15 protein-coding genes and 1 pseudogene are annotated in these 13,931 nt (G+C 68.9%); 13 read left to right on the top strand and 3 right to left on the bottom strand.

What is annotated here, in order from left to right; translation table 11 throughout:
- Positions 1–186: 186 nt before the first annotated feature.
- Positions 187–960, bottom strand: a complete 774-nt coding sequence (locus ACKTSN_RS20465) for an SDR family NAD(P)-dependent oxidoreductase (RefSeq protein ID WP_409470435.1) — start codon at positions 958–960, stop codon at positions 187–189.
- A 133-nt stretch (positions 961–1,093) separates the two neighbouring features.
- A complete protein-coding gene (locus tag ACKTSN_RS20460) occupies positions 1,094–1,429 on the bottom strand; it encodes a YnfA family protein (protein ID WP_385790584.1) in 336 nt (111 codons plus the stop codon).
- Positions 1,430–1,593: 164 nt separating this feature from the next.
- On the opposite strand from ACKTSN_RS20460, the gene ACKTSN_RS20455 reads away from it, so the two are divergent.
- From ACKTSN_RS20455 to ACKTSN_RS20435, 5 genes are all read left to right on the top strand, one after another.
- Positions 1,594–2,064 (top strand): hypothetical protein, encoded by a 471-nt coding sequence (locus tag ACKTSN_RS20455; protein WP_409470434.1) that lies wholly within the window; start codon positions 1,594–1,596, stop codon positions 2,062–2,064.
- Positions 2,065–2,193: 129 nt separating this feature from the next.
- Complete coding sequence (locus ACKTSN_RS20450) at positions 2,194–3,285, top strand: LLM class flavin-dependent oxidoreductase (RefSeq protein ID WP_409470433.1); 1,092 nt, start codon at positions 2,194–2,196, stop codon at positions 3,283–3,285.
- Positions 3,282–3,881 (top strand): FMN reductase, encoded by a 600-nt coding sequence (locus ACKTSN_RS20445; RefSeq protein WP_409470432.1) that lies wholly within the window; start codon positions 3,282–3,284, stop codon positions 3,879–3,881. The genes ACKTSN_RS20450 and ACKTSN_RS20445 overlap by 4 nt, the downstream gene beginning before the upstream one ends.
- Positions 3,882–4,122: 241 nt before the next feature.
- A complete protein-coding gene (locus ACKTSN_RS20440) occupies positions 4,123–4,833 on the top strand; it encodes a response regulator transcription factor (protein WP_409470431.1) in 711 nt (236 codons plus the stop codon).
- 27 nt (positions 4,834–4,860) lie between these two features.
- Positions 4,861–6,243, top strand: coding sequence for a sensor histidine kinase (locus tag ACKTSN_RS20435; RefSeq protein WP_409470430.1), 1,383 nt, complete (start codon positions 4,861–4,863; stop codon positions 6,241–6,243).
- Between the two features lie 55 nt (positions 6,244–6,298).
- On the opposite strand, the gene ACKTSN_RS20430 is transcribed toward ACKTSN_RS20435, so the two are convergent.
- Entirely contained in the window at positions 6,299–6,898 is a 600-nt protein-coding gene (locus tag ACKTSN_RS20430) for a hypothetical protein (RefSeq protein ID WP_409470429.1), read from the bottom strand.
- A 135-nt stretch (positions 6,899–7,033) separates the two neighbouring features.
- Here ACKTSN_RS20430 and ACKTSN_RS20425 point away from each other — a divergent pair, with 135 nt between their 5' ends.
- The 8 genes and pseudogenes from ACKTSN_RS20425 to ACKTSN_RS20390 all read left to right on the top strand — a co-directional run bounded on the left by ACKTSN_RS20425 (position 7,034) and on the right by ACKTSN_RS20390 (position 13,928).
- Positions 7,034–7,339, top strand: coding sequence for a transposase (locus tag ACKTSN_RS20425; protein WP_331269977.1), 306 nt, complete (start codon positions 7,034–7,036; stop codon positions 7,337–7,339).
- Between the two features lie 5 nt (positions 7,340–7,344).
- The gene (locus tag ACKTSN_RS20420; protein ID WP_409470428.1) at positions 7,345–8,259 is read left to right on the top strand and encodes an IS3 family transposase; all 915 of its coding nucleotides are present in this window, start codon (positions 7,345–7,347) and stop codon (positions 8,257–8,259) included.
- A 32-nt stretch (positions 8,260–8,291) separates the two neighbouring features.
- Complete coding sequence (locus tag ACKTSN_RS20415) at positions 8,292–9,383, top strand: ISL3 family transposase (RefSeq protein WP_409474879.1); 1,092 nt, start codon at positions 8,292–8,294, stop codon at positions 9,381–9,383.
- A gap of 78 nt (positions 9,384–9,461) precedes the next feature.
- Positions 9,462–9,624 (top strand): annotated as a pseudogene (locus ACKTSN_RS20410) (IS5/IS1182 family transposase); the annotation flags it as partial.
- A 110-nt stretch (positions 9,625–9,734) separates the two neighbouring features.
- Positions 9,735–9,950 carry a hypothetical protein gene (locus tag ACKTSN_RS20405; RefSeq protein WP_409470427.1) on the top strand — a complete coding sequence of 72 codons (216 nt, stop codon included), beginning with the start codon at positions 9,735–9,737 and terminating at the stop codon, positions 9,948–9,950.
- Positions 9,951–10,038: 88 nt separating this feature from the next.
- Positions 10,039–10,782 carry an NUDIX hydrolase gene (locus tag ACKTSN_RS20400; protein WP_409470426.1) on the top strand — a complete coding sequence of 248 codons (744 nt, stop codon included), beginning with the start codon at positions 10,039–10,041 and terminating at the stop codon, positions 10,780–10,782.
- Positions 10,783–11,946: a purine phosphorylase gene (locus tag ACKTSN_RS20395; protein WP_409470425.1), complete on the top strand. Its 1,164-nt coding sequence runs from the start codon at positions 10,783–10,785 to the stop codon at positions 11,944–11,946.
- On the top strand, positions 11,943–13,928 hold the full coding sequence (locus ACKTSN_RS20390) for a hypothetical protein (RefSeq protein WP_409470424.1): 1,986 nt from the start codon (positions 11,943–11,945) through the stop codon (positions 13,926–13,928). Before ACKTSN_RS20395 ends, ACKTSN_RS20390 begins: the two co-directional genes overlap by 4 nt.
- The last annotated feature ends 3 nt before the right edge of the window (positions 13,929–13,931 follow it).

The raw sequence follows: 13,931 nt of genomic DNA, 5'->3' as shown, positions 1-13,931 counted from the left end.
GTTGTGGCGCGAGCCTAGATCGTCAGTTCAGGCGCTGTTCGGGTGATCGATGGCATTCACTCCTGTGAGTTACCGGAGCCGCTTCTCCAGCAGCGTGACCGCGTACGGGCTGCCCGTCCGCACGCCGTGCAGTACCGCGCTCTCGGCCTGGCCGGCCAGGTGCCGGTGTTCCGGCTCGGGGGGCCGTTACCGGGGCTCTCGGTGGACCTTGGTGTTGGAGGCCTGGGCGCGCGGGCGGACCACGAGGAGGTCGATGTTGACGTGGGCGGGGCGGGTCACCGCCCAGGTGATGGTGTCGGCCACGTCGTCGGCCGTGAGGGGTTCTGCGACTCCCTCATAGACCTTCGCCGCCCGGTCCTCGTCGCCGCCGAAGCGGGTCAGGGCGAACTCGTCGGTCTTGACCATGCCGGGTGCGACCTCGATCACCCGGACCGGCTGTCCGACGATCTCCAGGCGGAGGGTCTCGGCGAGGACGTGGGCGCCGTGCTTGGCGGCGACGTAGCCGGCGCCGCCCTCGTATGTGCCGTGGCCCGCGGTCGACGAGACGACCACGACGGTGCCGTCGCCGCTCGCGACGAGGGCGGGGAGCAGGGCCTGGGTGAGGTTGAGGGTGCCGATGACGTTGGTCTCGTACATCTGGCGCCAGTCGGCCGGGTCGCCGGTCGCCACCGGGTCCAGGCCCAGTGCGCCGCCCGCGTTGTTGACCAGCACGCCGATCGTCTTGAAGGCCGTGGTGAACTCGTCGACCGCCGTGCGGTCGGTGACGTCGAGCTGGTAGGCCGTCGCCGAGTGGCCGGCCGCGTTGATCTCTTCGGCGAGGGCCTCGATACGGTCCTTGCGGCGGGCGGTGAGGACGACGCGGTAGCCGGCCGCGGCGAGCTGCCGGGCGGTTGCGGCGCCGATTCCGCTGCTGGCGCCGGTGACGACGGCGATACGGGACGCGGCGGCGGGGGTTGTCATACGGCTGCTCCTCTTGCGCGGTGCGGTGCGGGTGGGCGCCACGCCGGTGTGGGGCCGCTGGTCGATGTGCTCCTTCGCCAGGATAGGCGGGGGATGCGGTGGGGAATCGAGGTGGGTGATCATCTCGTGACGTTCAGCCGCCGCGCGGTGTCCACATGATCACGGCCATGCCGGCCAGGCAGATCAGTGCGCCGGTGATGTCCCAGCGGTCGGGCCGGTAGCCGTCCGCGATGACGCCCCAGGCGATCGAGCCGGCGACGAAGATTCCGCCGTATGCGGCGAGGACGCGGCCGAAGTGGGCGTCCGGCTGGAAGGTGGCGACGAAGCCGTAGGCGCCGAGGGCGAGGATGCCGCCGCTGATCCACAGCCAGCCGCGCTGCTCCCGGTACCCCTGCCAGACCAGCCAGGCGCCGCCGATCTCGAAGAGGGCGGCGACGACGAAGAGGGCGGCGGAGCGGAGGATGAGCATGCGGGCAGCTTCGCATGCCGGGGTTGCGGGGCCGGTGTCGCCGTTTCCTGGGGCGGGATCGCTGTTTCCCGGGCTTCGCGTCACCTGATGGACGGTGCCTGGGGTCGGCTCCGCGTGGGATACATCCCGTACGAAGCCCATGGCGGAGTGAGGAGTGTGGCGGTATGCGAGGCATGAGGGTGCTGGGCGTGGGGTGTGCCGCCCTGATGGCGGTCGGTGCGGTGGCTCCGCTCGCCGGGGCCGAGACGGCTCAGGAGGCCGATCTGGCCTATCACGGGGCTGCGACGCTGGATTCCGGCCGGGTCGAGGTGCGGATCACCCCGCGTAATCACGGGCCGTCGGCCGTGCCGGACGCGACGGTGCGGCTGCGCTGGTCGCGGCCGCTCGAGAACCGGCAGACCCTCCCCGACGGGTGCGCGCGCTCCGGGGCGCGGGCAGTGCTGTGCCGGGTCGGCGCGCTGTCCGCGGACACGGTCGGCGCGGACCTCACGCTGGGGGTACGGCTGCGGGATGCGCCGACCGAGGTGCTGATGGAGATCGACACGGTGTGGAACGGTGGGGCGGTGGACCGCAACCGGCAGAACGACCGGCAGCGGGTGCTCGTGCTGGACACGGGGGACGCGTACTACTTCTGACCTCGGCTTCCGTACGACCGTTTTCGGCTTTCCGTACGTCCGTTTCGTCTTCAGGGGTGCCCGGAATAAGGGCACGGTGTCGACCGTTCGAGGGATATAGTTCAACGGTCAACAACTTTGGAGGCGATCATGCAGTTCGGGATCTTCAGCGTCGGCGACGTCACGCCCGACCCGACGACGGGCCGTACGCCGACCGAGCGCGAGCGGATCAAGGCCATGGTCGCCATCGCGCTGAAGACCGAGGAGGTCGGCCTGGACGTCTTCGCGACCGGCGAGCACCACAACCCGCCGTTCGTGCCGTCCTCGCCGACGACCATGCTCGGTTACATAGCCGCCCGCACGGACCGGCTGATCCTGTCCACGTCGACCACCCTCATCACGACCAACGACCCGGTGAAGATCGCCGAGGACTTCGCGATGCTCCAGCACCTGGCCGACGGCCGGGTGGACCTGATGATGGGCCGCGGCAACACCGGGCCGGTGTACCCCTGGTTCGGGCAGGACATCCGGCAGGGCATCAACCTCGCCATCGAGAACTACGCCCTGGTGCACCGGCTGTGGCGCGAGGACGTCGTGAACTGGGAGGGCAAGTTCCGTACGCCGCTCCAGGGCTTCACGTCCACGCCCCGGCCGCTGGACGGCGTACCGCCGTTCGTCTGGCACGGGTCGATCCGGTCGCCCGAGATCGCCGAGCAGGCGGCGTTCTACGGCGACGGGTTCTTCCACAACAACATCTTCTGGCCGGCCGACCACACCAAGCAGATGGTCGAGCTGTACCGGGAGCGGTACGCGCACTACGGGCACGGCACGCCCGAGCAGGCGATCGTCGGGCTCGGCGGGCAGGTGTTCATGCGGAGGAACTCGCAGGACGCGGTGCGTGAGTTCCGGCCGTACTTCGACAACGCGCCGGTCTACGGGCACGGGCCGTCCCTGGAGGACTTCACCGACCAGACCCCGCTGACCGTGGGCTCGCCGCAGCAGGTGATCGAGAAGACGCTGAGCTTCCGCGAGTACGCCGGTGACTACCAGCGCCAGCTGTTCCTGATGGACCACGCCGGGCTGCCGCTGAAGACCGTGCTGGAGCAGATCGACATGCTGGGCGAGGAGGTCGTGCCGGTGCTGCGCAAGGAGTTCGCGAACGGGCGGCCGGCCGGGGTGCCGGACGCCCCCACCCACCAGTCCCTGCTCGCCGCCGCCTCGGAAAGGGTGAACGCCGTATGAAGCTCGTCGTCGTGTCCGCGGGGCTGAGCGTCCCGTCCTCCACCCGGCTGCTGGCCGACCGGCTGGCCAAGGCCACTGCCGGGCAGACCTCGGCGGAGGTGCAGGTCATCGAGCTGCGCGAGCTCGCCGTCGAGATCGCGCACAACTTCACCAACGGCTTCCCGGGGCGGCAGCTGAGCGCCGCGCTCGACGCGGTGACCGAGGCCGACGGGCTGATCGTGGTCACGCCGGTGTTCTCCGCCTCGTACAGCGGGCTGTTCAAGTCCTTCTTCGACGTGCTCGAAAAGGACGCACTCGCCGGGAAGCCGGTGCTGATCGCCGCGACCGGCGGCACCGCCCGGCACTCCCTCGTCCTGGAGCACGCTCTGCGTCCGCTCTTCGCCTATCTGCGGGCCGTCGTCGTCCCGACCGGGGTCTACGCCGCCTCGGAGGACTGGGGCGCCGAGGGGCTGGACGGGCGCATCGAGCGGGCGGCCGGGGAGCTGGCGGGGCTGATGGGCGGGGTCACGGCGAAGGTGCCGCGGCCGGCGAAGGCCGGGGAGTTCGAGGTGGTGCCGTTCGAGGAGCAGCTGGCGGCGCTGCGGCGGGGGGCGTGATCGGCTGGCTGTCCTTCGGCCGGGGGCTGGGGTGGTCTACGGCGCCTGGCGGGTGGGGGCTGGCGCGGGGTGGGTCGCGTAGCCCGGCGCTGGCGGGGTGCCGCCCGCGCCCACCCGTGCCGCCCTGGGCGGCACGACTGCCCGCGGCTGTACGGCCGTGCCTGGTGAGAGGCCAGTAAGAACGGCGGGTGGGGGCTGCTCATACGGTCGTACGACTCGGGGGCTTTGCCACACTGGACGCGTGGCCCCGACTGTTCTGCTGGCTGAAGACGATCGTGCGATCCGGCACGCCCTGGAGCGGGCCCTGACGCTGGAGGGCTACGCGGTGACGGCGGTCGCCGACGGGGTCGAGGCGCTGGCGCATGCCCACCGCACCCCGCCCGACGTGCTCGTCCTGGATGTGATGATGCCGGGGATCGACGGACTCCAGGTCTGCCGGGTGCTGCGCGCCGAGGGTGACCGGACGCCGATCCTGATGCTGACGGCGCTGGTGGAGACGGCGGACCGGATCGCCGGGCTGGACGCCGGCGCCGACGACTACGTGGTGAAACCCTTCGACGTCGAGGAGGTCTTCGCCCGGCTGCGGGCGTTGCTGCGGCGCACCGCGAACGGCGCCGCCATGGACGTACGGGAGAAGCCACCCGTGCCCGGGCGGCAGATCGAGGCGGCCGGGCTGCGCATGGACCCGCAGGCCCGACGCGCCTGGCGTGGTGGGCGCGAACTGGAGCTGACCCGCACCGAGTTCGAGCTGCTCGAACTGCTGGTGCGCAACGAGGGGATCGTCCTCGACCACTCAACGATCTACGACCGTATCTGGGGCTACGACTTCGGGCCGGGCTCCAAGAACCTCGCCGTGTACGTCGGCTATTTGCGCCGCAAGCTCGACGAGCCGGGGGCGGCGCCGCTGATCCACACGGTGCGCGGGGTGGGTTACGTGCTGCGGGAGGACTGAGCGGTGCGCCCGTCGTGGTCTCCGGCCGTGCGGTGGCCGCGTCTGGCGTCGCTGCGGACCACGTTCGCGCTGTCGTTCGCGGCCGTCACCGCCGCCGTCACCGTCCTCGTCGGCATCCTCTCCTACGGCGCCGCCGCCCGGCTCGTCCGCGTCGACCAGCAGTCCGTGTTCGACGAGGTCGTGCAGGATCTGCGGGTCGAGGTGCGCCAGCGCCGGATGGACCCGGTGGACTTCTCCTCCGCGCCGGGACACGACTTCGTTCGCCCCGCCCGCACCGACGTGCAGGTGCTCGGCCCGGACGGCAGCGTCGTCGACAAGGGCGACCCCGGGCTGCCGGTCACCGACGCCGACCGTGAGGTCGCCACCGCCGCTGCCGCCGGGCGGCTGGTCGAGCACCGGGACGTCGACGTCGGCGACGACGTCTACCGCGTCGCCACCGTCGCGCTGGGCGGCGAGCGGGGCGCGGTGCAGGTGGCGCAGGAGTTCAGCGACACCGAGGATCTGCTGCGGGCGCTCCAGCAGCGGACGCTGCTGCTGATGGCGGCGGTGGTGACCGGAGCGGGCCTGTTCGGCTGGTGGCTGGCGCGGCACATCACGCGCCGGCTGGTGATCCTCACCTCGGCCGCGGAGGCCGTCGCCCGCACCCGGCGGCTCGGCATCGACGTGCCCGTCACCGGCAGCGACGAGGTGGGCCGGCTCGGCCGTGCCTTCGACCGGATGCTCGGCCGCCTCGCCCAGTCCGAGGAGGACCAGCGCCGCCTGGTCCAGGACGCGGGCCATGAACTCCGTACGCCGCTGACGTCGCTGCGCACGAACATCTCCCTGCTGCGCCGCATCGACGAGCTGCCGCCCGCCTCTCGGGAGGAACTGGTCGCCGACCTCGGCCAGGAGGCGCGTGAACTGACCGATCTGGTCAACGAGTTGGTGGACCTCGCGGCCGGACAGTCGGACACCGAACCCCTGCAGCGGGTCGACCTCGCCGACCTCGCCGAGGACGTCGCGGGCCTGACCCGGCGCCGTACCGGACACCGGATCGTCGTCCGCGCGTGCGGCGACACGACCACGGAGGGCCGGCCGGGCATGCTCACCCGGGCGATCTCCAACCTCGTCGAGAACGCCGCGAAGTTCGACCGCGACGGCACCTCGCCCATCGAGATCGTCGTCGCCGGTCCCGCCCGGCCGGGCACGATCCGCGTCGAGGTCCTCGACCGCGGCCCCGGCATCGAGGACGCCGACCTCGTCCGCGTCTTCGACCGCTTCTACCGGGCCGCGGATGCCAGGTCTCTGCCGGGGTCGGGGCTGGGGTTGTCGATCGTCCGGGAGGTGGCGCTGGCGCACGGGGGAGCGCCGTTCGCGCATCGGCGGGAGGGGGGCGGGTCGGTGATCGGGTTCACGGTGGGTGGGGAGTGAGGGGCAACGTGGTGGCTATGCCCGGCGCGCTCGACCCACCCGTACCGAGCCGTGCTCACCCACGCACGGTCCTGCGCGCGGTCACCCCCGCCCACCAGGCCATCCCCGCCCCGACGAGCGGCGGCCACAGCAGTCCCACGACGTCCGGTTCCGCCCCGCGCAGCGGACCGTCCACCACGGCCAGCGCACCCAGCGCCACCAGCGGCCCCCGCACCTGCCACAGCAGCGCGCCGAACGGCCCCGTGTCCCCGAGCGGTGTCATCGAGCCGGTCATCAGATGCACCGGGACCGTGCCCCGGTACGCGCTCACCAGCGCGGCGCCGACCAGCGCCGGCACCAGGGCGGGCAGTACCAGCAGACGGTCCGACCACAGGCCGGCCGCCCCGGCCACCGCCGGGCCGAGAACGAACAGCGCCAGCAGCCCCGCCGCCGGAACCAGCCCGTGCCGAAGCGCCGACCCGGCGGCGGTCCAGGGAAGTTGGGCCGAGCGTCGTACGTCGTCCGCCTCCAGCCGGGCCGGTTCCGCCAGTTGTGCGGCCGCGAGATACCCGGCCGGCAACGCCATCAGCGTGACCGGCGCCGCTACGTCGTCCAGGCTCACCAGGGCGACGGCCACGGCCGCCCACACCACCGCCCACAGCAGCCGCCCGGGCACCCGCAGCAGCGCGGTCGTGTCGCGCCACGGGACGAGCAGCCCGGTCCGGCGGGGGAACGGCAGGCTGAAGTTCCACCCTGGGGCTGGACAGCCTGATACTGGGACGACAGGTCCCGGAGGAAGCAGTCCCAGGTAGTGAGCAAGAAGAGCAACACGAGCAAGCGATACTCGGCCGAGTTCAAGAGGGACGCGGTCGCGTTGGCGTTGTCGTCGGAGAAGACGGTGACGGAGGTCGCCCGGGACCTGGGCGTGAGCCCGGAGGGCCTGCGGGGCTGGGTGAAGCAGGCGAAGATCGACCGGGGCGAGGGGCCGGCGGGTGCTCTGACCAGCGACGAGCGCGAGGAACTGCGGCGTGTGCGCCGCGAGCTGGCCGAGGTCAAGAAGGCGAACGAGATCTTGGTAAAAGCCGCGGCCTTCTTCGCGAAGGAGATCGTGAAGTAGGCGCCGTGTGCCTCTTCATTGATGCGGAGAAGGCCACCGAGGGCAACCCCGATGGCTACAGCGTTGCGCGGCTGTGCCGCGTGCTGGGCGTCAACCGCTCCACTTACTACTCGTGTTACTACTCGTGGCTCGCCGGCCGGGAGACCGTCGCCGAGCGGCGGCGGGCCGAGGACGAGCTCACCGAGGAGATAAGGGAGATCCACGGGAAGTCCCGCGGTGCCTACGGTGCCCCGCGTGTGACGGCGGTCCTGCGGCGCCGGGGCAGGCGGATCAATCGGAAGAAGGTCGAGCGGATCATGCGGGAACGCGACATCCGCGGTATCACCCGCCGCAGGCGCCGTAGCCTGACGAGGGCCGACACCAAGGCCGCCCCCTCACCGGACCTGGTCGGCCGTGACTTCACCGCCACGGAGCCCGGCACAAAACTGGTCTCGGACATCACCTACCTCCCCACCCTCGCCGGCTGGTGGTACCTCGCGACGGTCCTCGACCTGGCCACGCGCGAAGTGATCGGTTACGCCATGGCCGACCACCACCGGGCCGAACTGGTCGTCGACGCCCTTCGGATGGCCGCGGGCCGCGGCGGACTGAAGGAGAACTGCATCACGCACTCCGATCGCGGTTCGGAGTACACCTCGCGTGAATACCGCACGGTGATACGGGAGTTGGGTCTGAGGCAGAGTATGGGACGAACCGGCTCATGTTACGATAACGCCGCTGCCGAGAGCTTTTTCGGTCTGCTGAAAGCGGAGATCGGCACCACGGTCTGGGAGTCCCACGAAACCGCCCGAGCCGATCTGTTCCGCTTCATCGAGGTCGAGTACAACCGCACCCGCCTGCGCAAGCACCCCGAGTACGGCTACGTCACCCCGCTCGAAACCAGAGCTCTGGCGACGCAAGACCTCACCCCCGCAGCGTAACCACCCGCTGTCCACGAACAGGGTGGAACTTCATCGACATCGAGACCCGTCAGCCCATCGACCTGCTGCCGGACCGGACCACGACGACGGTGGCCCGGTGGCTCACCGATCACCCTGGTGTCGAAGTGATCTGCAGAGACCGCTCGACCGCCTTTGCCGAGGCCGGACGGATCGGCGCCCCCGAAGCGGTCCATGTCGCGGATCGCTGGCACATCTGGTCCAACCTTGCCGAGGCCGTCGAGAAGACCGTCGTCCAGCACCGCGCTCTGCTCCGCGAACCGCACGACTCCGCCGCCACACCCATCAGTGCGGCCATGAAGACGATGGAACTCGAGCCGCACGCCGCGCCGGGGCCGCGGACAGCAGGCCGCCTGTCCGACCGAATCCGGGAACAGCACGCGGCCGTCCATGCCCTCCTCGGCAAGGGAGTTGGGCTGCGAGCGATCGGCCGAGACCTCGGACTGGCCCGCAACACCGTTCGTCGCCTCGCCTACTCGGCGAGCCCGGACGAGCTTCTGGTCGGCCAGTGGACCGGCCGCACCAGCATCCTCGACCCCTACAAGCCCCACCTCCACCAGCGGTGGGCCGAGGGATGCACCGTCGCCCGCCGTCTGTTCGAGGAAATACGTGCGCGCGGTTACCCGGGGGGCGAGAGCGTCGTGAAGAAGTACGTCCACCGGCTCCGCGAAGCCTTCCCCCTCGATCCGCCCCGCAAGGCACCATCCGTGCGCGACGTGACCGGCTGGCTCACCCGCCACCCCGACCGTCTCACCGACGACCAGGTCCAACGACTCAAGGAGATTCTGGCCCGCTGCCCCGCGCTCGACCGCACCGCGCACCATGTCCGCGCGTTCGCGGAGCTCATGAACAACCGCCAAGGCCACGACCTGGACCAGTGGATGACGAGCGTGAAGGCCGACGACCTGCCCGCCCTGCACACCTTCGTCACCGGCCTCAGCCAGGACCTCGACGCCGTGGTCGCCGGCCTCAGCCTGCGCTTCAGCTCCGGCGCCGTCGAAGGCCACAACAACAAGATCAAGATGCTGAAGCGGCAGATGTTCGGCCGCGCCAACTTCGACCTGCTCCGCAAACTGGTCCTCCTCAGCGCGCGAGGCCGTTCATGATCGCGGTTTCGGTGACCCTCCGTGGCCCTGGCACTGAAAGTGATCCAGAACCACGATTCAGCCGACGCCGACACCTCGCCCATCCGCTCACGTCGCGGCCCCGACGTCGACGACCCGGCAAGCTTCACCGAGACAAGGGCTACGACTACTGGCACCTGCGGCGCTGGCTGTCCTCCTGCGGCATCCCGCACCGCCCCGCCCGCAAGGCATCGAGTCGTCCCGACGTCTGAGCCGACACCGCTGACGAAGACCACTCACTCCCGCTTCCGAGCGACCACCGACGTAGCCCCGGCCTCCACACTCCACCACCGCTGGGCCATCGCAACCGCCCGAGCCGTCCCCGCGGACTACATGCACCGTCGTCCGTCCCGCGTGACGGTGGGCGAGGGCATCGACTTCTTCTGCCTCACCGACGTGGACACAGCCCTGTCTGCCCGACCGTCGGCCCATGCGGCACTCCACACCTTCCTGGAACGCAGGTACCCGTTCCCGCGGCGCTTCGAGGCAACACCGAACCCGCAGGCCACGATTTGCCCGCGCCCGGCTGCGGAGCGGACTACGAGTTGACCGCTCGGAGCGCGCCGCCATACAGCGCCAGCGGCCTCCGTGTCGTCATTCTTGTCAAATTGACAGGAACCGAAGTACCTTAAGGAACATGCAAGTTGACGTGTGGTCACCCCCACCCGTGCTACTGACGGTCGATCTCGTGATCCTGACGCTGCGTGAGGGGCGCTTGTGTGTCCTGCTCGTGGAACGGGGTGAAGATCCTTTTCAGGGCATGCTGGCTCTGCCTGGCGGATTCCTCAATCACGCAGGTGAGGAGATCCTGGACGCCGCCCACCGTGAGTTGAGCGAGGAAACCGCTCTGGTTGCCGGGACGGTGCATCTTGAACAGTTGGCCATCTACGGGGCCGCAGGCCGTGATCCACGGGGACGAGTCGTTTCTGTGGCCCACTTGGCGATCGCGCCGGGACTCCCCGAACCGGTCGCGGGAACGGACGCCATGGATGCTGCGTGGATTCCTGCGGAAGCCGTCCTGTCCGGTGAGGTGGAACTCGCCTTCGATCACCGCCGGATCGCGACAGACGGAATCGAACGCGCGCGTACCAAGCTCGAATTCACGGCGCTGGCCACGGCATTCTGCGGAGAAACCTTCACCATAGTCGAGTTGCAGCAGGTGTACGAGGCGGTTTGGGGCACCGAACTCGACACCCGTAATTTCTACCGGAAAGTCCAGGCCGTAAAGGGATTCATCATCCCCGCCGGCTCGGGACGCAGGACCACGGGAGGACGGCCCGCGCGGCTGTATCGGGCCGGGCCGAAGACGGTGTTGTTCCCACCACTGATCCGACCTGCGCCGTCCAGGGCGGAAGAGGAAGCGAGAGGGGAAGGGGAATAGATGTCGAAAGACGTGGTGGTGATTCTCGCCGCCCTCAATCTCGAGTACGAGGCCGTGCGCCGGAAACTGGCCGGTCCACAGGTCCACCGTCATGAGCGTGGGACACGGTTCGAGGTGGGAACCGTGCAGGGCACTTCATGTCGTGTAGCGCTCGGTCTGACGAACAAAGGAAATCATTCCGCCGCGGTGATCGCTGAGCGCGCGATACAGGAGTTTTCGCCGGTGGCCGTGTTGTTCGTCGGCGTCGCCGGTGCCCTGTGGGACACCGCCAGGCTGGGCGACGTGGTGATGGCGACACACGTGTACGCCTACCACGGAGGGACCAGCGAGGACGACGGACTCAAGGCCCGTCCCCGGGTGTGGGAGGCGGCGCACGGTATCAGCCAGCTCGGCTTGCATCTGGCTCGCGTGAACGACTGGGCCGACGACGTGCCCGGTCATGGGCGCGCGCCGCAGGTGCGCTTCGGCGCGATCGCCGCCGGCGAGATCGTACAGAACTCGACGATCTCGGCTGAGGCGCGGTGGATCCGGCAGCACTACAACGACGCGCTCGCGATCGAGATGGAGGCCGCCGGTGTGGCGCAGGCCGGTCATCTCAACGGGGCACCGGTGGCCATCATCCGGGGAATCAGCGACCGGGCGGACGGTACGAAGAGCAGCGCGAAGGACCGTAACTGGCAACCACGGGCCGCAGCGAACGCGGCGGCCTTCGCCACACGGCTGGCCGTGGAACTGGTGGGAGAACAGGAGCAGATCGCGATGTCCCAGGCATACAGGGCCCATACGGCCGACAGACCCAAAGGGCACGTCAGCAACACTGCCCATAACAGCACCGTTGGCATCATGGCCGGCTCAGTCAAGGAGAGCCGCGTCTACGTGAACGCGGGCCCGAAGGTGACCGGTCCGGCGGACCTGGTCGCGGAACTGGACGGTTTTCGTGAGCACCTGAAGCGCCACCACGCCGAGGGTGCCCTCGACGACGACACCCACCGAGAGGCACTGGCAGAGCTGGGCTTTGCCCGCCGGGCGGCAAGGGAGAGCACTCCCGAATCGTCCAAGAGGGCGACCATGGCATTAAAGAGGTTACGCGGTCTGATCGCAGAGTTTCCCGAGCTGGTGGCCAGGCTGGCACCGCTAGTTGTTGCGGCGGGTGACTTGTCATGAACGAAGGTATCAGCGTCACGCACAATTCGGCCGCAGACGGCTCCAACGTCGGAATCCAGGCCGAGACCGTACACAACTCCACCGTTAACATCGTCCATCCGGATGCAGCGCCTCAGGAAAAGTACAAGGTCGGTGTGCGGTTCCTGGAGGAGGGCGTCCCCAGCCGTGCTCGCGACCTGATCAGTGACGCGATCGCCCACGGACACGACAACGCGGAGGTCCGCTTCTACTGGGTGCTCGCCATGCTCAGTGCACGCGCCTACCACGACCTCAGCGCCGAAGAACTCCAGCGGCTGCACCATGCCTCCGGGCTCATGGGGACCTACGCCGAGGGAGAGTGGAAAGACGCTCTGCGCGTCGCTTTCGAACTACTGGCGATGCTCAGCACCGCGGACGGCGAAAAGGGACGCGCGCTGGAGCGGTTGCGAGCGCTGTCACCTCGCCAGCGTGACGCGATCCTCCACCACCTCGACCTCGTACTCACTGGAGGGCTGAAGGAAAGCCTGTGGGCCGAGTACCGCGAGCGGGCCGAGATAGATCGCTTCGGCAACGACCGGACCCAACGCGTCTGGGCCTATTTCGAACCCGACCCCATCGGGCCACGGGCCCTGCCGCCCCGTCCGAGCACCGCTGCCGCCGCCCAGGCAGCCCTCCCCGTCCGAGCCGGCCTGTTCGTCGTCGTCACTGGATTCCTCTGGATCTTGGCGCTGGTCGCGGATCCGGCTGCGGCAGTCATCGAGTTACTGGTGGCGCTCGGCGCGGGCCTGACCGCGGCTCACTTCGGCCGCCAATGGTGGTACGAGGAACATCAGTTGAAGGCCAAGAACCGTGAGTCCTACATCCCGCACGCGGGCGCCCCCGGCTCTACTGGGGACGGGTTCACCAACCGCGTCCGTCATTCGTTCGACCACTACTTCAGTATCCGCGTGCCCCACGGATTCGCCCCGCACGAATGGCTCCGTCATACCGTGCACATCCGCAACAGCCTCGTCGCCGAGATCGCGCTTCTCTACCGCGAGAGCCGCGTCAGCGTGGACCGGGTCAACTGGCTGATCCGCTATCTCGCCGAGGATGCCCGAGATCGCCACAACAAAGCCACTCTTTTCGATCACCGCCACCAGAACCAGACTCCGGCGGTGGCGAAGGCGCTGTGCGTGGTCGCCCTCATCGCTCTCGGCATTACGACTCTGACCCTGCTCGGAACAGTGGCCTCTGGTGCCGGCGCGTCGCAGATGCTGCTGGCCATCCTGGCCGCAGGCGGTGCGGTCTGGTCCGGACGCGAGGCTGCGTCCTCGTGGCTGGAGGCCCGGGGCGAAGAGCGCCGAATGGCCGAAGAAACCCAGGAATATCAAGAGCGGCTGACCGGGCGGCAAGTCGCGTACCAGAACTGGAAGTCGTTCCTGGACACCACGCGACCCAGTGAGCTGGAAATGGAGACCTGGCTCACCTGCGACAAGACGCTGTTCGTCGACGAAGCACTCAGCCACTACCAGCTCACCTGGCGCGACCTGATCACCCACACCATCCTGATGACACCAGCACGCCCCTACAAGCGAGGGCGTGTGAGGGGCGGTCCTTGGCGATACTCGCGCTACAGCTTCCGTCTTTTCCTGGTAACGCAGGATGGCGTTCGCGAAATCAGCACGGAATTCGATTTCACCGACGCAAAGCGTGGGGACGAGCAGCGAAGCAACTACCGGTTCGACGCGTTGTCCTCCGTACAGGTCACGGAACGCGCCCGAGTCGGCTACGATCTGGAACTCGTCCTCACCAACGGTCCGGCCAGGAACATTCGTGTCAAAGACGCCGACACCCACCAACTGGCGCCGGACGAAAACGCCGAGGAAATCTCCGAAATCAACCTCAATGCGGCTGGTTTCATCCACACCTTCCGCCTTCTGGAAGGAATCGCGGCGGACGGAAAGGGTTGGATCGAACGAAATAATCCCAACAACCTGCCGTCCTTCCGTGCTGCCGACTGAGGC

The organism is Streptomyces flavusporus (assembly GCF_046267975.1).
Lineage (GTDB): Bacteria > Actinomycetota > Actinomycetes > Streptomycetales > Streptomycetaceae > Streptomyces > Streptomyces flavusporus.
This window is presented reverse-complemented; position numbering and strand designations above follow the sequence as displayed.